This window comes from Prescottella sp. R16 (genome assembly GCF_030656875.1).
Taxonomy (GTDB): Bacteria; Actinomycetota; Actinomycetes; order Mycobacteriales; family Mycobacteriaceae; genus Prescottella.
The window spans coordinates 2,319,829-2,337,111 of sequence record NZ_CP130943.1; the positions used below are offsets into that span (position 1 = coordinate 2,319,829).

General features: G+C 69.0%; 18 protein-coding genes. 9 read left to right on the top strand and 9 right to left on the bottom strand.

The genetic code is table 11. The annotated features are described in order from the left end of the window. The first annotated feature begins 1 nt into the window (after position 1). The gene (locus Q5696_RS10990) at positions 2 to 1,036 is read left to right on the top strand and encodes a beta-ketoacyl-ACP synthase III (protein ID WP_305091407.1); all 1,035 of its coding nucleotides are present in this window, start codon (positions 2 to 4) and stop codon (positions 1,034 to 1,036) included. Between the two features lie 61 nt (positions 1,037 to 1,097). Next, positions 1,098 to 1,880: a 2-phosphosulfolactate phosphatase gene (locus Q5696_RS10995; protein ID WP_305091408.1), complete on the top strand. Its 783-nt coding sequence runs from the start codon at positions 1,098 to 1,100 to the stop codon at positions 1,878 to 1,880. Positions 1,881 to 2,095: 215 nt separating this feature from the next. Here the strand turns inward: Q5696_RS10995 and Q5696_RS11000 are convergent, their stop codons facing one another. Beyond that, positions 2,096 to 2,386: a transposase gene (locus Q5696_RS11000; protein WP_305091409.1), complete on the bottom strand. Its 291-nt coding sequence runs from the start codon at positions 2,384 to 2,386 to the stop codon at positions 2,096 to 2,098. A 93-nt stretch (positions 2,387 to 2,479) separates the two neighbouring features. Between Q5696_RS11000 and Q5696_RS11005 the strand changes: the two genes are divergently transcribed. After that, positions 2,480 to 3,628 (top strand): RNA-guided endonuclease InsQ/TnpB family protein, encoded by a 1,149-nt coding sequence (locus tag Q5696_RS11005; protein WP_305091410.1) that lies wholly within the window; start codon positions 2,480 to 2,482, stop codon positions 3,626 to 3,628. Positions 3,629 to 4,343: 715 nt separating this feature from the next. Here the strand turns inward: Q5696_RS11005 and Q5696_RS11010 are convergent. After that, positions 4,344 to 4,583 (bottom strand): hypothetical protein, encoded by a 240-nt coding sequence (locus tag Q5696_RS11010; RefSeq protein WP_305091411.1) that lies wholly within the window; start codon positions 4,581 to 4,583, stop codon positions 4,344 to 4,346. Positions 4,584 to 4,776: 193 nt separating this feature from the next. Between Q5696_RS11010 and Q5696_RS11015 the strand changes: the two genes are divergently transcribed. Further along, on the top strand, positions 4,777 to 5,997 hold the full coding sequence (locus Q5696_RS11015) for an RNA-guided endonuclease InsQ/TnpB family protein (protein WP_305091412.1): 1,221 nt from the start codon (positions 4,777 to 4,779) through the stop codon (positions 5,995 to 5,997). 91 nt (positions 5,998 to 6,088) lie between these two features. Here the strand turns inward: Q5696_RS11015 and Q5696_RS11020 are convergent, their stop codons facing one another. Then, positions 6,089 to 6,337 carry a WhiB family transcriptional regulator gene (locus Q5696_RS11020; protein ID WP_305091413.1) on the bottom strand — a complete coding sequence of 83 codons (249 nt, stop codon included), beginning with the start codon at positions 6,335 to 6,337 and terminating at the stop codon, positions 6,089 to 6,091. Between the two features lie 25 nt (positions 6,338 to 6,362). Continuing rightward, positions 6,363 to 6,905, bottom strand: a complete 543-nt coding sequence (locus Q5696_RS11025; protein WP_305091414.1) for an HNH endonuclease — start codon at positions 6,903 to 6,905, stop codon at positions 6,363 to 6,365. A gap of 382 nt (positions 6,906 to 7,287) precedes the next feature. Between Q5696_RS11025 and Q5696_RS11030 the strand changes: the two genes are divergently transcribed. Then, entirely contained in the window at positions 7,288 to 7,911 is a 624-nt protein-coding gene (locus Q5696_RS11030; RefSeq protein ID WP_305091415.1) for a hypothetical protein, read from the top strand. Positions 7,912 to 8,387: 476 nt separating this feature from the next. Here Q5696_RS11030 and Q5696_RS11035 read toward each other — a convergent pair whose 3' ends face one another. From Q5696_RS11035 to Q5696_RS11055, 5 genes are all read right to left on the bottom strand, one after another. After that, positions 8,388 to 10,778 (bottom strand): ATP-binding cassette domain-containing protein, encoded by a 2,391-nt coding sequence (locus tag Q5696_RS11035; protein WP_305091416.1) that lies wholly within the window; start codon positions 10,776 to 10,778, stop codon positions 8,388 to 8,390. Positions 10,779 to 10,827: 49 nt separating this feature from the next. Then, on the bottom strand, positions 10,828 to 11,439 hold the full coding sequence (locus tag Q5696_RS11040; RefSeq protein WP_305091417.1) for a VOC family protein: 612 nt from the start codon (positions 11,437 to 11,439) through the stop codon (positions 10,828 to 10,830). 1 nt (position 11,440) lies between these two features. Next, positions 11,441 to 11,851 carry a VOC family protein gene (locus Q5696_RS11045; RefSeq protein WP_305091418.1) on the bottom strand — a complete coding sequence of 137 codons (411 nt, stop codon included), beginning with the start codon at positions 11,849 to 11,851 and terminating at the stop codon, positions 11,441 to 11,443. A gap of 10 nt (positions 11,852 to 11,861) precedes the next feature. Continuing rightward, positions 11,862 to 12,308, bottom strand: a complete 447-nt coding sequence (locus tag Q5696_RS11050) for a helix-turn-helix transcriptional regulator (RefSeq protein ID WP_305091419.1) — start codon at positions 12,306 to 12,308, stop codon at positions 11,862 to 11,864. Positions 12,309 to 12,375: 67 nt separating this feature from the next. Then, positions 12,376 to 12,990 carry a hypothetical protein gene (locus Q5696_RS11055; protein WP_305091420.1) on the bottom strand — a complete coding sequence of 205 codons (615 nt, stop codon included), beginning with the start codon at positions 12,988 to 12,990 and terminating at the stop codon, positions 12,376 to 12,378. A gap of 189 nt (positions 12,991 to 13,179) precedes the next feature. Here Q5696_RS11055 and Q5696_RS11060 point away from each other — a divergent pair, with 189 nt between their 5' ends. The 4 genes from Q5696_RS11060 (at position 13,180) to Q5696_RS11075 (ending at position 17,157) form a co-directional block, all read left to right on the top strand. Beyond that, positions 13,180 to 13,677: an FxsA family protein gene (locus Q5696_RS11060; RefSeq protein ID WP_305091421.1), complete on the top strand. Its 498-nt coding sequence runs from the start codon at positions 13,180 to 13,182 to the stop codon at positions 13,675 to 13,677. 18 nt (positions 13,678 to 13,695) lie between these two features. Then, complete coding sequence (locus Q5696_RS11065) at positions 13,696 to 15,291, top strand: amidohydrolase (protein ID WP_305091422.1); 1,596 nt, start codon at positions 13,696 to 13,698, stop codon at positions 15,289 to 15,291. After that, on the top strand, positions 15,281 to 16,840 hold the full coding sequence (gene lnt, locus Q5696_RS11070) for an apolipoprotein N-acyltransferase (protein ID WP_305091423.1): 1,560 nt from the start codon (positions 15,281 to 15,283) through the stop codon (positions 16,838 to 16,840). Before Q5696_RS11065 ends, lnt begins: the two co-directional genes overlap by 11 nt. 89 nt (positions 16,841 to 16,929) lie before the next feature. Then, positions 16,930 to 17,157, top strand: a complete 228-nt coding sequence (locus Q5696_RS11075; protein WP_305095238.1) for an MbtH family protein — start codon at positions 16,930 to 16,932, stop codon at positions 17,155 to 17,157. Positions 17,158 to 17,283: the final 126 nt, after the last annotated feature.

Sequence of the window (17,283 nt, forward strand, 5' to 3'; positions counted from 1 at the left end):
CATGCCCGCGACCATCGCCACCGCAAGTCCCATCGCCCACACGGCTCTGCTCGGTCTCGGCGTGTACCGGCCCCGCCGCGTCGTACCCAACGCGGAGATCGTCGACCGGATCGACTCGTCCGACGAGTGGATTCGCACCCGCTCCGGTATCACCGCCCGCGGCTGGGCCGAGCCGGACGAGACGATCGTCTCGATGAGCGTCGCGGCCGCTCGGGATGCGCTGGCCGCTGCCGGGATCACAGCCGAGCAGGTCGACGCTGTCGTGCTGGCGACGTCCTCGCAGATGGTGCTGGGGCCGTCGGCCGGCGCGGTCGTGGCCACCGAACTCGGCATGCAGGACACCGCCGCGTACGACATCTCCGCCGGCTGCGCGGGCTTCTGCTACGCGCTCGGCAACGCCGCAAGCCTCGTGCGTGCCGGCCAGGCACGGCACGTCCTGGTGATCGGCGTGGAACGCCTGTCGGACCTGCTCGATCCGACCGATCGGACCTGCGCGTTCATCTTCGCCGACGGCGCCGGCGCGGTCGTGGTGGGTCCCGGCGAGGCTGAGGGCGTCGGCCCCGTCGCGTGGGGCTCGGACGGCAGCCAGACCTCGGCGATCAAGCAGGACAAGGACTTCATGCAATACTTCGCCGAGGTCGCGGAGAAGGGTGCCGAGGCGGATCGGCCCTACATTCGGATGAACGGCCAGGCCGTGTTCCGGTGGGCCGTGACGTTCCTGGAGAAGGCGTGCCGCGCCGCCCTCGACAAGGCCGGAGTCGCGGCCGGCGACCTGGACGCCTTCGTGCCGCACCAGGCGAACAGCCGCATCACCGACGCCCTGATCCGGACCCTGGGACTGCCCGATACCGTTGCCGTCGCCCGCGACATCGCCGAGACCGGCAACACCAGCGCGGCGTCGATCCCGATGGCGATGGAACAGCTCCTGCGGTCCGGCGGCGCCCAGCCCGGCGACACCGCGCTGCTGCTCGGCTTCGGCGCCGGACTGGCCTACGCCGGCCAGGTCGTCCGCCTGCCCGCGATCGTCTCCGGGTAGAAGACAGGGGCTGAGCGCTCGCTGCCGACGAATGGGTGGCAGGCCAGGGGGAGGGGGTTCGGTGAATCCGGCGCATCTGCAACGCGGTTGGGCTGTTCGTTTCGACTGGGGCCTGTCCGGGGCGTCGGCGATCGGCCGGGATGCTGGGATCGCGGTGGTCGTCGACGTCCTGTCGTTCACGACGACGCTGTCGGTTGCTGTCGATCTCGGTGTCGAGGTGCTGCCGTATCGATGGCGCGACGCTTCGGCCGCCGCCTACGCGGCGCAGCACGGCGCGGTGCTGGCGGTAGGCCGGAGCGAGGCGGCCACTGGCGCGGTGACTCTGTCTCCAGGCAGCATTCGGCGCACAGTCGGGCTGACGCGCCTCGTACTGCCCTCGCCGAACGGTTCCTCGATCGCGTACTCGCTGGCGGAATCGTCCCGCGTCTGTGTGGGCGCATCGCTGCGCAACGCGCGGGCGGTCGCAGAGTGGATCGCGCAGAACCACGTCGAGGGTTCGTCCGTGGCGGTGATCGCTGCGGGCGAGCGATGGCCGGATGGGGCCTTGCGGCCGGCCGTCGAGGACGTATGGGGTGCGGGCGCGGTGCTGTCTGAACTCGCGCGGCTGCGTCCGAAGTCGACGATGTCACCGGAGTCGACGATGTCACCGGAGGCGGAAATGGCGGTGACCGCGTGGCATGCGGTCCGCGAGCACGTGGCAGCCTCGTTGGAGCAGTGCGCATCCGGCCAGGAACTGATCGCCGCGGGATACGCGTCTGACGTGGAGGTTGCCTCCGAAGTCGGCCAGAGCCGATCCGTCCCGGTCCTCGTCGGAGACATGTTCGTCGATCGTGCCGCGCACTGAAGCGAGTGCACACGACAGCAGGCAAACCGATTACGAGGGCGCGTTCGCACAGGAGGTTCATGCGTCCAGCGGCGAAGGACGATGGTCCGCCGGTGTCCCCAGGACCATTCTGTGTGGACGTGACTGTCGGCGGGAGCTGAGGGAGATGCTCGCGGTCCTGGCTGAGCGCAACGCATCGCCAGCACGAGCGCTGAAACAATACGGGCATGACCGAATCAGGGAGCAAGAACCGAGGAATCGACTACCCGCCGTCCGCGCTTCGGGACTTCACAGCCACCGGCTACCGGAATGTGCGCTAGTGCTCCGCCGTTCACGGCGGAGGTGAAGGCGCACGCGGTAGGCCCTCGAGGGCCGAGCGTGCCCTGGACGGGGCGCTCTTGTTGCTCGATGTGCTGTCGCAGCACGCTGATCGGGGCACCCTCGACCGAGCCTGCGAAGTAGGAGCCGGGCCAGAGGCGCTGCGCCCGCCGGTAGTGCTGGGCCGGTTCGGGGAAGTCCTGTCTCATCCGCCGTGACGAGACCCCTCGAGACTGTTCGCGAGCAGTGGATGTGGTTGTTCCTGCCGGGATTTGTCGGACCCCGCGGCTAGGTTGGGGTTCGTGCAGCTCCGATACCAGTTCCGGCTCTACCCCACTGTGGGGCAGCAGGTGGCGTTGGCGCGGGCGTTCGGGTGCGCGCGGGTGGTGTTCAACGACGCGATCGCCACACGGGAAGCCGCCCGGCGGGATGGGCTGCCGTATCCGACGGATGCGGAGCTGTCGAAAGCGTTGACCGTGGCGAAGAAGACCCCGGAGCGGGCCTGGCTTTCCGAGGTGTCGTCGGTGGTGTTGCAGCAGGCGTTGGCGGATGCGAACACCGCGTACCGGAACTTCTTTGCCTCGGTCACCGGGAAGCGGCGGGGCCGCAAGGTCGGCGCTCCGCGGTTTCGGTCGCGGCGCGACCACCGGCAGTCGATCCGGTTCACTCGCAACGCCAAGTTCGCGGTGACGGCGGGCGGGAAGCTGCGTCTGCCGAAGATCGGGGAGGTGACAGTCCGTTGGTCCCGCGATCTGCCGTCGGATCCGTCGAGTGTGACGGTCGTCAAGGATGCCGCCGGCCGCTACTTCGCCAGCTTCGTCGTCGAGACCGTCGACGAGCCACTGCCTGCAACCGACGCCGAGGTGGGTATCGATCTGGGGCTCACCACGTTCGCGGTGCTGTCGAACGGGAAGACGGTCACCTCGCCGAAGTTTTTCCGGCAGGCGGAGCGTCGACTCCGCAAAGCGCAGAAGAATCTGTCCCGCAAGGAGAAAGGCTCGAAGAACCGGGCCAAGGCCCGAGTGAAGGTTGCCCGGGCGCATGCCCGGGTTCGGGACGCGCGGCTGGACTTCGCGCACAAGCAGTCCACGACGATCGTCCGCGAGAACCAAGCGGTGTACGTCGAGGACTTGTGCGTGACCGGGCTGGCGCGGACCCGGTTGGCGAAATCGGTCCACGACGCCGGCTGGGGTCAGTTCCTCCGGTTGGTGGAGGAGAAAGCCACCCGGTACGGGCGCACCTTCGGCACGGTGGACCGGTTCTTCCCGTCGTCGCAGACGTGCTCGACGTGCGGGCGGGTCGACGGGAAGAAACCCCTGCACGTCCGCACCTGGGCGTGTCCGTGTGGGGCGGTCCACGATCGGGATCTGAATGCAGCCATCAATATTCTCGCCGCCGGACGGGCGGAGAGGCGAAACGCCTGCGGAGAGACGGTCAGCCTCCCCGCCTAGCGGGGAGCACGACTCGATGAAACAGGAACCCCCCGAAGCGGCACGACGTGCCGCAGTAGGAATCCCGGCCGTTCACGGCCGGGAGGACGTCAAGAGTGGATCGACAATCTCGAATTCACCCGCGACCCCTCCGAGTTCGTCGCGGACGTCGACGACTATCTTGCGATCGCGCGCCAGCGATTCGCGGACGCGGGCTGGAATGGTGACGGTGAGATCCAGCTGATGTGGGTACCGCCATTCGCGCTACCCGAACGTTCCCAGGTCATGCACTCGGCCGGCGTAATCCTCTGGCATGTCAAACAGGAATCGGACGGCACCTCTTGGTTGCTCTACCCGCCCGCGCAATGGCGTTGGTGATCTGATCGGGTCACCGCGGCGGACAAGTGATTCAGGTCGATGGCCGAAGCAGTCGGCTAGAGGGCGAGAAGGCTGGGTTGAACGCATCTTCGACCATCACCTCGCGCCTGAACTCCGCGATGAACCGGGAGCGGAGTACGCAAAGGCGGTAGCGGCGATGGCGGGCCGTCAGGGTGAGCCCTGGCAATGCTCATCGACGCCGGAGGAGATGGGCACGTGGTTGGCAGAGCACAGTTGGCAACTACAAGAGGACGTCGACGAATCTTCGAGCGTGCCTGAAGGGTTCTTTGCCGACCAAGAGCATCTGCGGCCGATGAAGCTCGTCCGACTGGTTCAGGCTATGCGCTAGGTGCCCCGGCTAGGACGTGTCCTGTCCCCGTTCGGCGGCCACGGCGACGGCCCGGTCGAAGGTGTGGACGAGTACGGCCCGACGGGCAATCTTGTGGGCGGGGTCCGGGTCGAGTCCGTCGATGTATCCGTCCCACACACGGAGATACCGGTCCCGCCAGCCGGTCAGGACCGTCGACGAGGGGAAGGCCGCGCCGACCCGTCGTGTCTCGGCGATGTCGGTGAGGATCTCGAGCCACGCCGGGACCATCTCGCCGCCCCACTCGTCCGGCTCCAGCCGGGAGTCGTCCTCGAACTCGGCGGTGATGTCGTCGACGATCCGGCCGGTCAGTATTTCCAGACCGTCGGCGACGGTGTCACCGAATACTCGTCAGGATGCCCTGTCGTTCACGGCGGGGAGGAATGGCGTCGAACATGTCGGACCCTTCTGTTGTGATGGTGGGGTGAGGACCGCATACAAGGTCCGGGCCTACCCGGACCCCGAACAGGCGGCGCTGCTGCGCCGCACATTCGGGTGCGTGCGGGTCGTGTGGAACAAGACTCTCGCGGATCGGCAACACCGGTACACGACAGAGCAGAAGTCGATCTCCTACACGGAGACCGATGCGGCGCTGTCGCAGTGGAAGAAGACCGACGACCTCGCGTTCCTGTCGGAGGTGTCGTCGGTGCCGTTGCAGCAGACCCTGCGGCATCAGCACACCGCGTTCGGGTCGTTCTTCACGGGCACGGCCCGGTACCCGCGGTTCAAGAGTCGGCATTCTCGTCAGTCTGCGCATTACACGCGCTCCGCGTTCCGCATCAAAGCGGACGGGTTGTGGTTGGCGAAGACCACCGCGCCGCTGCGGGTCGCGTGGTCCTGGCCCGGCATCGATCTCGCGACGCTCGACCCGACGATGGTGATCGTCTCCTGCGAGCCGGACGGCCGCTGGTTCGTGACGTTCGCTGTCGACCACGCCGACGCTGAACCACTTCCCGCGACGGGCATGTCGGTCGGTGTGGATCTCGGCGTCAAGGACTTTGCAGTGCTGTCGACCGGGGAGAAGATCGCCAACCCGAAGCACATGGCCCGCCACGAGCGAGGTCTGCGCCGGCACCAGCGGCGCCTGGCGCGGATGCGGAAAGGCTCGAACAACCGGAACAGGCAACGCCGGAAGGTCGCACGCAAGCATTCCCGGGTGCGGGATGCTCGCCGCGACTTCCTGCACAAGGCCGGCACGGCGCTGGTGCAGCGGTTCGACACGATCGCTGTTGAGGACCTGAACGTGTCCGGGATGGTCCGTAACCGGTCGTTGGCGAAGTCGATCAGCGAATCCGGCTGGGGTGAGTTCCGGTCGATGCTCGAGTACAAGACCGCGCGGGCCGGACGCCGGTTCGTGGTGATCGACCGCTGGTACCCCAGCTCCAAGACGTGCAGTGCGTGCGGGCATCGGCTCGCCGTGTTGCCCCTCGGGACACGGCAGTGGACGTGCCCGGACTGCGGCACCCGGCACGACCGGGACCACAACGCCGCACAGAACATCCTCGTCGCCGCCGGGCTGGCGGAGACACGAAACGCCTGCGGAGCGGATGTCAGACCGCATGGGTTCGCCCATCGGCAATCCGTGGTGAAACAGGAACCCTCGGACGTGAGTCCGAGAATCCCCGTCCTTCAGGACGGGGAGTAGTCAATGTCGAAGTTCCCCGAACCCCAGACCCCCATATGTCCTCCTCACCGCTCGGTTCGATCGCCGGTCGAGACTACGGGCAACGGCCGGTTCATCGGACGCGGCGACCCCGCCGGTATTCGTGGCCACCCCACACCCCGGACAGGCCGGTGGTTGCCGCGTAGCCGCCGCACGCGGCCGCGAGGGGGCAGCGGGCGCAGACGGCGGCGGCGTAGTCGAAGTCCTCGCTCGGGTCGGGGAACCAGCGGTCGGGGTGCCGGTCACCGCGGCATGCAGCGGTCTCCCACTCCGGGGTGCCGGCCGCGGCGGGCAGGTCGACCGGGGTCGTCGTGACGGTCATGGGGATGTGCCTCCTTCCGGGGCGTTCAGCGGGTGGGGGTCAGGTCGCGCCAGATCGTGTGCTGCCGTTTGACGTCGTCTCTCGGGGCCCGCGGCTGCCACAGCAGCGGCATGCCGGCCTCCTCCGGGGTGCGGTCGGCCTTGCGGCCGTTGCAGTCCGCGCACGCGGCGACCAGGTTGCCGAACGTGTCGCCGCCGCCACGGCTCTTCGGGAACACGTGATCGACGGTGCGGGCACCGGGGCGGCCGCAGTACGCGCACCGGTACCGGTCCCGCGCCAGGATCGTGGGACACGTGGCCCGGGAATCGTCGTCGACGACCGGACGCGGCGGCGTGTGCACGTACTCGAGCAGCTGGATGGTGCAGGGCAGCGGGATCGCGACGTGCTGGGAGCGCACCACGAACCGGGGCGCATGCTCGACGAGGGTGACCGCGAGTTCTTCGGCGAGCAGCACCACCGCTCGGGCTGCGGGGACGACATCGAAGTCCTCGTACGTCGAATTGAGCACCCGCACACGGGTGTTCATCCAGGTGCGCGCGGTGATCGCGGTGCCGGGCGGGTGGGTCATGACAATCGACAACCTCGTCTCGTGGGGGAGTGGGGTTCTCGAGGCGTTACGCGGCCCGTGACCGTCCCGGCCGTCGCGGCCGGTGAGCGAATCGGACGGTGTTCGAGGGATCGGGGCGCGCACGCCCCGAGGAGAAGGGCGTCAGCAGACGCGGAAACCGGCACTGCGGCCGGAATGTTCGGTCAGCCAATCGGAACGGTGAATCATCGACAACTGCTGCAGGCGCAGTGAATACGTCGCGGGCATCCGATGATCCTTCCTGGTCGTCCGTCGGGCTTCCGGGCGATCAGTGTGCCACGACAGCAGCTGGGAGGACAGGGAATTGTTGCCGACCGTGCATGCGTAAATCCAGAACTCGACAACCACACCGACCAAAGGCGAAATGTTCGGGGCCGAGCCGATGCTCTGCGATGATCGTCGCATGGGACAACCTGGGCACGATGCGGCGACACTGCTGGACGATGCAGGGATCGAACTCGGCCCCGGCTTGACCGATGCCGAATTCGACTCGATCGAAGAACGCTTCGGATTCCGATTCAACCCGGACCACCACAGTCTTCTCGCGACGGCCCTACCGCTGGGCGACCGCTGGCCGGATTGGCGTAATGGTAACGACCATGAGTTGAAGACCTGGCTGGACACGGTGGCCGAAGGGTTCATTTTCGACGCGCTGCACCAGAACCCGCCCTTCTGGCCTGCGTCCTGGGGCGAGTTTCCCTCCGCACCCGAGGATGTAGCCGCGACCGTGCGCCGAGAACTGGCGATGTGGCCTCGCCTCGTCCCGATCTATGGACACCGGTTCACCCCCGCAGCTCCCTCCCCATCGGGATCGCCGGTGTTCTCGGCGTCGCAAACCGACATCATCTACTACGGGGCCGACCTCGTCGAGTATTTGACCAACGAACTGCCGTTCGGCCAGGGACGAAGGACGCTTTCACCCATCGTCGTGCGAGTACCGTACTGGTCACGGTTCGTCGAGTCGGCAAACAGCGCTGAATCGATCTGATCGGTCCAGCCGGGGCGGCGATTCACATCCGCGCCTGTGAATTGTCATCGAAGTACGCAGCACGGGAAAACAGGACCGGACAACTGTTTCGGATCCGCCCCATGAATTTCAGCTGAGATGCTGCGCGCCTCACCGCCGACCCTCAGCGGGTCCGTTCGTGGATCCAGCCGAGGTGATCCTTTCAGCTCCCGCGGCCCGTGCACGACGAAGCGGCAGTCCAACGCGAGCAGCCGAATCGCCAGCCACTCCACTGTGTCCGACGCGCTGCGCCATCTGGTGGCATCGCCTCCGGCGTGAGCTCACCGGGTTCTTCGTGACCGGGGCCGGTGCGACCTGGGCGCTTTCCGGCACTCGGGCCGTGATCGACGGGACCGGCGAAGAGCTCGAGGCGGACGCCTACGACGCCCTGCGGCTGCACTACGAGGACCGGATCGCGGCCCGCGACGCGTAAACACGACACCCGCGGGCCGGCACCCTCAGCCGCCTACATATTCCGCGAGATGCTGTCCCGTCAGGGTGGACCGGGCGGCCACCAGCTCTTGCGGGGTGCCTTCGAACACGACCTGTCCGCCGTCGTGCCCGGCGCCCGGGCCGAGGTCGACGATCCAGTCGGCGTGCGCCATGACCGCCTGGTGGTGTTCGATGACGATGACGGACTTCCCGGCGTCGACCAGCCGGTCCAGCAGCCCGAGCAGGTTTTCGACGTCCGCGAGATGCAGGCCCGTGGTCGGTTCGTCGAGGACGTACACGTCCCCCTTCTCGCCCATGTGGGTGGCCAGTTTGAGGCGCTGGCGTTCCCCACCGGACAGGGTGGTCAGCGGCTGCCCGATCGTGATGTAGCCGAGGCCGACGTCGACGAGGCGGGTGAGGATCTTGTGCGCGGCCGGTAGTTTCGCGTCCCCGCCGCCGAAGAACTCGTGGGCGGCGGCCACCGACATCGTCAGCACCTCGTCGATGTTGCGGCCGCCGAACGTGTAGTCGAGGACCTCCGCCTGGAAGCGTTTGCCGTCGCACACCTCGCAGGTCGTGGACACGCCGGCCATCATCGCCAGATCCGAGTACACGACACCGGCGCCGTTGCAGTTGGGGCACGCCCCGTCCGAGTTGGCGCTGAACAGGCCCGGTTTGACGCCGTTGGCCTTCGCGAACGCCTTCCGGATCGGGTCGAGCAGGCCGGTGTAGGTGGCCGGGTTGGAGCGCCTCGACCCCTTGATCGCGCCCTGGTCGATCGCCACCACACCCTCGCGCGGCGCCACCGACCCGTGGATCAGGGAGCTCTTTCCCGACCCGGCGACACCGGTGACCACAACCAGGACCCCGAGCGGGAGGTCGACGTCGACACTGCGCAGGTTGTGGGTGTCGGCGCCGCGGATCTCCAACACGCCCTTCGCCTTCCGCACCCGCGGTTTCACCGCGGCCCGATCGTCGAGATGCTTGCCGGTGAGGGTGCCGCTCGACCGCAGCCCGTCGACGGTGCCCTCGAACACGATCTGCCCGCCGTCGGCACCGGCCCGCGGACCCAGGTCGACGACGTGGTCGGCGATCGCGATCGCCTCCGGCTTGTGCTCGACCACCAGCACCGTGTTGCCCTTGTCCCGCAACCGCAGCAGCAGACTGTTCATGCGGGCGATGTCGTGCGGATGCAGACCGATCGTCGGCTCGTCGAACACGTACGTGACGTCCGTCAGTGAGGACCCGAGATGCCGGATCAGTTTGGTGCGCTGCGCCTCACCGCCGGACAGGGTGCCGGCCGGCCGGTCCAGGCTCAGATAGCCCAGCCCGATCTCCACGAACGAATCCAGGGTGTGCGACAGCGACGCCAGCAACGGCGCCACCGACTTGTCGTCGAGCCCGCGCACCCACTCCGCGAGGTCACTGATCTGCATGGCGCATGCGTCGGCGATCGACATTCCACCGATCGTCGACGAGCGGGCCAGGGCACTGAGCCGGGTGCCGTCGCAGTCGGGGCAGGTCTGGAACGTGATGGCCCGGTCGACGAACGCCCGGATGTGCGGCTGCATCGCCTCCCGGTCCTTCGACAGCATCGACTTCTGGATCTTCGGGATCAGGCCCTCGTAGGTGACGTTGACGCCCTCGACCTTGACCTTCGTCGGTTCCTTGTACAGCAGATCGTTCAACTGTTTCTTCGTGAACTTCGCGATCGGGGTGTCCGGGTCGAAGAAGCCGCAGCCGCGGAAGATGCGGCCGTACCAGCCGTCCATGCTGTAGCCGGGAATGGTCAGTGCACCGTCGTTCAACGACTTGGAGGCGTCGTACAGGGCGGTCAGGTCGAAGTCGGAGACCTGCCCCATGCCCTCACAGCGCGGGCACATGCCGCCGGTGACCTCGAAGGACCGGCGTTCCTTGACCTCCCGGCCCCCCTTGGTGACCGTCACCGCGCCCGCCCCGCTGATCGACGCCACATTGAACGAGAACGCCTGCGGCGACCCGATGTGCGGGGTCCCGAGGCGGCTGAACAGGATCCGCAGCATCGCGTTCGCGTCCGTCGCCGTGCCCACCGTCGACCGCGGATTCGCCCCCATCCGCTCCTGGTCGACGATGATCGCCGTCGTCAACCCCTCGAGCACGTCCACGTCGGGACGCGCCATCGTCGGCATGAACCCCTGCACGAACGCGCTGTACGTCTCGTTGATCATCCGCTGGGATTCGGCGGCGATCGTCGCGAACACCAGCGAACTCTTCCCCGACCCGGACACCCCGGTGAACACCGTCAGCCGCCGCTTCGGCAGTTCGACGTCGACGTTCTTCAGGTTGTTCTCCCGCGCACCGTGGACGCGGATCGTGTCGTGGCGGTCGGCGGCGTGCGGCGTCGGTGACTGCGTGGCCGGCCCGGTGGTCGTGGTCATCGTGTCTCCCTCTGTGGTGCGCGGCATCCATGTCTACCGGACGGCGCTGTCATCGCGCGGCGGTCTCCCACACGAAGCCGTCCGGGTCGGTGAAGCTCGGGGCGTCGCTGCCGATGACGATCCCGTGGTACCCGGTCCCGTCGGCTGGGACGCCGGCGTCCTTCGCGAGAGCGGGACGACCGTAGAGCGCCAGGGTGATCCGCGAATCCGGTGTAGCGAACTCGACGTACTTGCGGCCGAAGCTCTTCGCCACCTCGAATCCGTGATCGACGTAGAACTGCTTGCTCGCCTTGACGTCGTCGGCGCCGAGCAGCAGGACGACGTCGTCGATCTTCCGGCTTGCCGGTCCGGTGTTCTTCTTCGACGACGTCGCGACCTTCCAGATCGCCCCGTCCGGGGCCTGCACGACGCCGCCGTATCCCCACAGGCTCTTCTTCACCGGCTTCAGTGTGGTTGCCCCGCCGTCGAGCGCGGCCTGGACGAGGGTGTCGACAATGTTGGGCCGGGATACCACGAGCGACAGTGTGTAGCCGCGGAATCCGGTCGTCGGTGCGGGTGTGTCGGCGACGGTGACGAGGTCGTCGAGACCGAGTGCGGCGTGGAAGTTCTTCGCGGCGACGGGGTCGGTGGCGTCGAGGGTGAGGGAGTCGATGGTCGTCATGTCAGCGCACCTCGTTGATGCGGAGCAGGTTGCCGGCGGGATCACGGACCGCGCAGTCCCGGATGCCGTACGGCTGGTCGGTCGGCTCCTGCACGATCTCGGCGTCCCCGGCGACGAGCTTGTCGAACGTGGCGTCCAGGTCGGGGGTGGCCAGGGTGAGGATCGCGTAGGTGCCCTTCGCCATCATCTCGGTGATCGTGCGGCGCTCCTCGTCGGTGACGCCGGGGTCGGCGGCCGGCGGGGTCAGGACCAGCGAGACGCCGGGCTGGTCCGGGTGGCCGACGGTGATCCAGTACATGTCGTTGTAGCCGACCTCCTTGCGGACCTCGAACCCGAGCAGGTCCCGGTAGAAGGCGAGGGTGGCGTCCCGGTCGAGGTGGGGGAGGAAGGCGTTGTGAATGGTGATGTCCATGACGAACACGCTAGGGCCGCACCGTCGTCCGCGCTTCTCGATTCCTGACCGGTCGGGTCACCTGCCGGGACACACAGGACGGCATCTCGGTGTCCTGCCCATCCACCGCCACCTGCGCCCGGTAGACGCTGGGGGACACCCCGACCAGTTCGGTGAACCGGGTGCTGAACGTGCCCAGCGACGAGCCGCCGACGGCGAAGCACACCTCGGTGACCGACAGGTCGCCGCGCCGCAGCAGCGTCATGGCCCGCTCGATGCGCCGCGTCATCAGGTACGAGTACGGGGACTCGCCGTAGGCGAGCTTGAACTGCCGCGACAGGTGCCCGGCGGACATGTGCACCCCGCGGGCCAGGGCCTCCACGTCGAGCGGTTGCGCGTAGTCGCGGTCGATCCGGTCGCGGACGCGGCGCAACCGGGCCAGATCCGCGAGCCGCTGATCGTCGGGGGTACGGGGCACGGTGTCGATCGTGCCACGGTTGTGCCGGGTTCCTGCCGAACACCGGCAGGAACCCGGCACGACACGCTCAGGCCGTGAACTGTCCGACGGTGCCGAGCGCGGTGCAGGTGACGCCCGAGGGGTAGCTGACCCGACCGAACAGTGCGGCCAGCACGGTGCCCTCACCGGTGTCGACGGTCGTCGACAGGGTCGGCACGTCCAGGACGGTGTCGGCGAGGGGTACGACGCCGCCCTGCAGGGTGGCGGTGTTGAACCACGCGACCTGCAGGTTCGACTGCTGCGGAATCTCGAGGTGCGCGGGGATCGCCTGGAACCGCAGGTGGCCGCGTTCGATCCACGGCGGGACCGGGAAGTTGGGGCCGGCCTGGGCGTTGGCGACGGTCACCGTCATCGGCTCGCCGGCGGGCCCGCACCCGAACGTGGGGGCGGGGAACAGGAAGTCCTGCGCGGTGGTGGCGCCGACCTCGTGTCCGGTGGCGCCCTCGATGGCGTCCTTGACGCCCGGCTGGTCGAGGACGCCGCCGATCAGATCCTGCAGCGCCGGCGGAACGGGAAGGTCGGGAAAGGCCGGGGCGGCGGACGCCGTCCCCACCGACAGGCCCGAGACCAGGCCCATAGACAGTGCGGCACCGGCGACGAGGGCGGACAGGCGGGTCAGGGCACGACGAGACGGACGTGGCACGGTTTCTCCTCTCGGGGGACCGGTCCGGCGGACCGGTCGATCGTCGTACCGAACCACGCCCAAACTCTCAATGTCTACTTAAGGGTTAGGTTGTTATGCAATCGAATCCGGCTCCGCGAGCTCCTGTGGGAGCATTTCCGGGCCCCCGCTCGTTGAGCAGGCAGCGGACCCGCTGCGAAAGGACCCACCATGATCGCCCTGCTCTTCCTGCTCTACGTCGTCGTGGAGATCGGTGTGCTCGTGTGGGTGGGCTCCACGATCGGGGTGCTGTGGACCGTGCTGCTGCTCATCGCCGGCTCCGCGATCGGCATGATCCTGGTGAAGTCGCAGTGGCGGGCCGTGATGGACGGCTTCCGCCGCGCCACCCGAGGAGAGGCGTCCCCGACCGGGGCGGTCGCCGACGGCGCGATGGTCGCCGCCGGCTCGGTCCTGATGTTCGTGCCCGGCCTGGTCACGTCGGTGCTGGGTCTGCTGATGCTGCTGCCGGTCACCCGATGGGCGCTGCGTCCCGTCGCCGTCGCGGTCGCCGGACGCAAGGCGACCGTCACGATGGCCGGGGTGGAGTTCGCGTCGCGCACCGTCCGCACCCGCGGCGGCGGGGACGTCATCGACGGCGAGGTCGTCGATGTGAGCGGCCCCACCGGCGGCGACACGTTCGGCACCCAGGGGCCGCGCGCACTGCCGTAACGGGCAGACTGGACGACCGTGAGCACCCAACTGCTGGTCGACGGACGCATCTACAGCCCCACCAACCCCGACGCCACCGCGATGGCGGTCACCGACGGGGTCGTGGTGTGGGTGGGGGAGGACCGGCCCGGCCGGGCCCTGCACCCGGACGCCGAGATCGTCGACCTCGACGGGGCCTTCGTCACCCCCGGTTTCGTCGACACCCACGTGCACACCACCGCTCTCGGACTGGCACTCACCGGCCTGGACCTGACGGGCACCCGGAACCGCGCCGACTGCCTCGACCGGGTGCGCCGCTTCGCCGCCGGCCGGGACGACGCCGTGATCTGGGGGCACGGCTGGGACGACAGCGCCTGGCCCGACACCGCTCCCACCACCGCGGAGCTCGACGAGGCCGCGCCCGGACGCGCGGTCTACCTGTCCCGGATCGACGCGCATTCGGCGCTGTGCTCGACCCCACTGCGGCAGGCCGCGACCGGCCTGGACGCCGCCGACGGGTTCACACCCGACGGCCCGCTCACCGCGGACGCCCACCATCTGGTGCGGTCCTCCGCCCGCGCGCTGCTCACCGCCGGGCAGCGGGCCACCGCCCGCCGCGCGGCCCTCGACCACGTCGCCGCCCACGGCATCGTCGCCGTCCACGAGTGCGGCGGCCCCGACATCGCCGGACTCGACGACTTCCGGGAACTGCTCGCCACCGATCACGGTGTGCAGGTGCGCGGCTACTGGGGCCAAGCCGTCGACAGCCCCGAGGCGGCGACCGAACTGCTGGCCGTGACCGGCGCGCACGGACTCGGCGGCGACCTGTTCGTCGACGGCGCCCTCGGCTCCCGCACCGCGGCCCTGATCGATCCGTACCACGACTGTGCCGGCGCACACGGCGCCACCTACCTGGACGTGGACGCGGTGGCCGCGCACGTGCGGGCCTGCACCCTCGCACAGACCCAGGCCGGATTCCACGTCATCGGGGACGCCGCCGTCGCCACCGTCGTCGCCGCCTTCGACCGGGTCGCCGCCGAACGGGGCGGCCCGGCGCTCGCAGCGCGCGGGCACCGGCTCGAGCACCTCGAGATGGTCACCCCCGAACAGGCGGCCCTGCTCGGGTCCTGGGGCGTGATCGCCAGCGTGCAACCGATGTTCGACGCCCTGTGGGGCGGCCCGGACGGCATGTACGCGGCCCGGCTCGGCGCCGAGCGGGCCGCCCGGCTCAACCCGTTCGCGCCGGCCGCGTCGACCGGGCTGTCCCTCGCGTTCGGCTCCGATGCCCCCGTCACCCCGATCGACCCGTGGGCGATGCTGCGGGCCGCCGTCCACCACCGGACCCCCGGCAGCGGGGTCTCGCCGCGGGCCGCGTTCTCCGCGGCCACCCGCGGCGCGTGGCGGGCCGGTGGGGTGCGCGACGGCCTGGCCGGCACCCTCGTCCCGGGGGCGCCCGCCTCGTACGTGATCTGGGACGCCGACGAACTCGTCGTGTCCGCGCCGAAGGATTCGGTGCAGCGCTGGTCCACCGATCCGCGCTCGCGGGTGCCCGCACTGCCGCGGCTCGAGGACGGCGCCCGCACCCCGGTGTGCCTGAAGTCGGTGCACCGCGGGGCCGTCGTCCATGAAGCGTGACATCGACCGCCGCACCCTGACCGCCGTCGCCCGGGACAGCGTGCTGGCTGTCCTGTCGGGGGTGCTGCTGTTCGCGAGTTTCCCGCCGCGGCCGTTGTGGTTCCTGGCGCCGCTGGGGATCGCGCTGCTCGTCGCCGTCCTGTGCGGGTACGGCCGCCGCGACCGGCGGCTGCGCGCCGGCTTCGGGTACGGGTATCTCGCCGGGCTCGGGTTCCTGGTGCCGCTGCTGCCGTGGATCGGCGTCTACGTCGGGCCGTTGCCGTGGCTGGCCCTGGCGGCAGCCGAGGCGGTGTTCGTCGGCCTGTTCGGGCTCGGTACCGTCGCGATCGCGAAGGCCCGCTGGACACCGTGGGTGACGGCGGTCGCCGTCGCCGCCGGGTGGAGCCTGACCGAATGGTGGCGCTCGTCGGTGCCGTTCGGCGGATTCCCGTGGGGCCGGCTCGCGTTCGGGCAGCCCGAGGGGTGGCTGCTGCCGCTCGCCGCGCTCGGCGGGGCGCCGCTGCTCAGCTTCGGGGTCGCCCTCACCGGCACCGGGCTCGCCGCTCTCGCCGCCGCCGCGTCCCGGCGGACCCGCTCGCCCCGCGCACTGGCCGGTCCCGTCGCGGTCACCGCCGCCGCGTCGATCGTCGCGTTCGCCGCCGTCCCGTACGTGCACGCCGACGACACCGGGGGGCGCACGATCACCGTCGCCGCGATCCAGGGCAGCGTCCCGCGCCTCGGTCTCGACTTCAACGCGCAGCGCCGCGCCGTCCTCGACAACCATGTGCGCCGCACCTACGAACTCGCCGACGACATCGTCGCCGGCCGGGCGCCGCGGCCCGACGTGGTGGTGTGGCCGGAGAACGCGTCGGACATCGACCCGCTGCGCAACGCGGACGCCGCCACCGCGATCACCGCGGCCTCGCAAGCCGTCGGCGCCCCGATCCTCGTCGGTGCCGTCCTCGTCAACGACGACGGCACCACCACCAATTCGGTGATCGTGTGGGACGGCGCGGACGGGCCGGGCGAGCAGCACGACAAGCGGATCATCCAGCCGTTCGGCGAATACCTGCCGTACCGCAGCTTCTTCCGGCTGTTCTCCGAGTACGCCGACCAGGCCGGCAACTTCGTGCCCGGCGCCGGCAACGGGGTCGTGCACGCCGCCGGACTCCCGTTCGGGGTGGCCACCTGCTACGAGGTGGCGTTCGACCGGGCCCTGACGCAATCGGTGCGCGACGGCGCCCAGGTCATCGCGGTGCCCACGAACAATGCGACGTTCGGTGACACCGAGATGACGTACCAGCAGCTGGCGATGTCGCAGGTACGGGCCGTCGAGCACGGCCGGGCCGTGATCGTCGCCGCCACCAGCGGGGTCAGCGCGATCATCGCCACCGACGGCACGGTGACGCAGCGGACTCCGCTGTTCACCCCGGCCGCGCTCGTCGCGCAGGTTCCGCTGCGCGACGACACCACCCTCGCCACCCGGCTCGGCCCGATTCCGGAATATCTGCTGGCATTCGCCGCGATCGGTGCCCTGATCGCCGCCGCGGTCCGGGCGCGACGCGCCTAGCATGGTGTAACGAACCCGAGAACGCGCACGATCTAGCGTGTGGTGTGCACCACTCTTCGTCGGAGCGATCGAGAGGTGAAGTGGTGACGATTCCATCGAGTCCGTTGGATGATCCGGACGGCGATTTTCTGGTGCTCGTGAACGAGGACTACCAGCATTCGTTGTGGCCCGCGTTCGCGGAGGTTCCTGCCGGCTGGTCCGTTGCACACGGCCGGGCCTCTCGTCGTTCGTGCGTCGATTACATCGAGACCAATTGGACGGATTTGCGACCACGAACATTGTTCGATGCACGGGAACGCGATCCCTCTCTCGAGTAAGGGTTCAGACCTTACGGACCCAATGGTCATTTTTACTGTCCTACCAGGCCATATGCCCTGAACTCTGCGACACGGAAACCGTCCGTTCGCGTTGGAGATCTTGATATGGTGTGGTCCGGATGCAAC

Excerpts from the sequence above, each read along its gene's own strand:
- Q5696_RS10990 (WP_305091407.1), top strand. The coding sequence starts at position 2 with ATGCCCGCGACCATCGCCACCGCAAGTCCCATCGCCCACACGGCTCTG.
- Q5696_RS11000 (WP_305091409.1), bottom strand. The coding sequence starts at position 2,386 with ATGAGACAGGACTTCCCCGAACCGGCCCAGCACTACCGGCGGGCGCAG.
- Q5696_RS11010 (WP_305091411.1), bottom strand. The coding sequence starts at position 4,583 with ATGGTCCCGGCGTGGCTCGAGATCCTCACCGACATCGCCGAGACACGA.
- Q5696_RS11020 (WP_305091413.1), bottom strand. The coding sequence starts at position 6,337 with ATGACCGTCACGACGACCCCGGTCGACCTGCCCGCCGCGGCCGGCACC.
- Q5696_RS11025 (WP_305091414.1), bottom strand. The coding sequence starts at position 6,905 with ATGACCCACCCGCCCGGCACCGCGATCACCGCGCGCACCTGGATGAAC.
- Q5696_RS11030 (WP_305091415.1), top strand. The coding sequence starts at position 7,288 with ATGTTCGGGGCCGAGCCGATGCTCTGCGATGATCGTCGCATGGGACAA.
- Q5696_RS11035 (WP_305091416.1), bottom strand. The coding sequence starts at position 10,778 with ATGACCACGACCACCGGGCCGGCCACGCAGTCACCGACGCCGCACGCC.
- Q5696_RS11040 (WP_305091417.1), bottom strand. The coding sequence starts at position 11,439 with ATGACGACCATCGACTCCCTCACCCTCGACGCCACCGACCCCGTCGCC.
- Q5696_RS11045 (WP_305091418.1), bottom strand. The coding sequence starts at position 11,851 with ATGGACATCACCATTCACAACGCCTTCCTCCCCCACCTCGACCGGGAC.
- Q5696_RS11060 (WP_305091421.1), top strand. The coding sequence starts at position 13,180 with ATGATCGCCCTGCTCTTCCTGCTCTACGTCGTCGTGGAGATCGGTGTG.
- lnt (WP_305091423.1), top strand. The coding sequence starts at position 15,281 with ATGAAGCGTGACATCGACCGCCGCACCCTGACCGCCGTCGCCCGGGAC.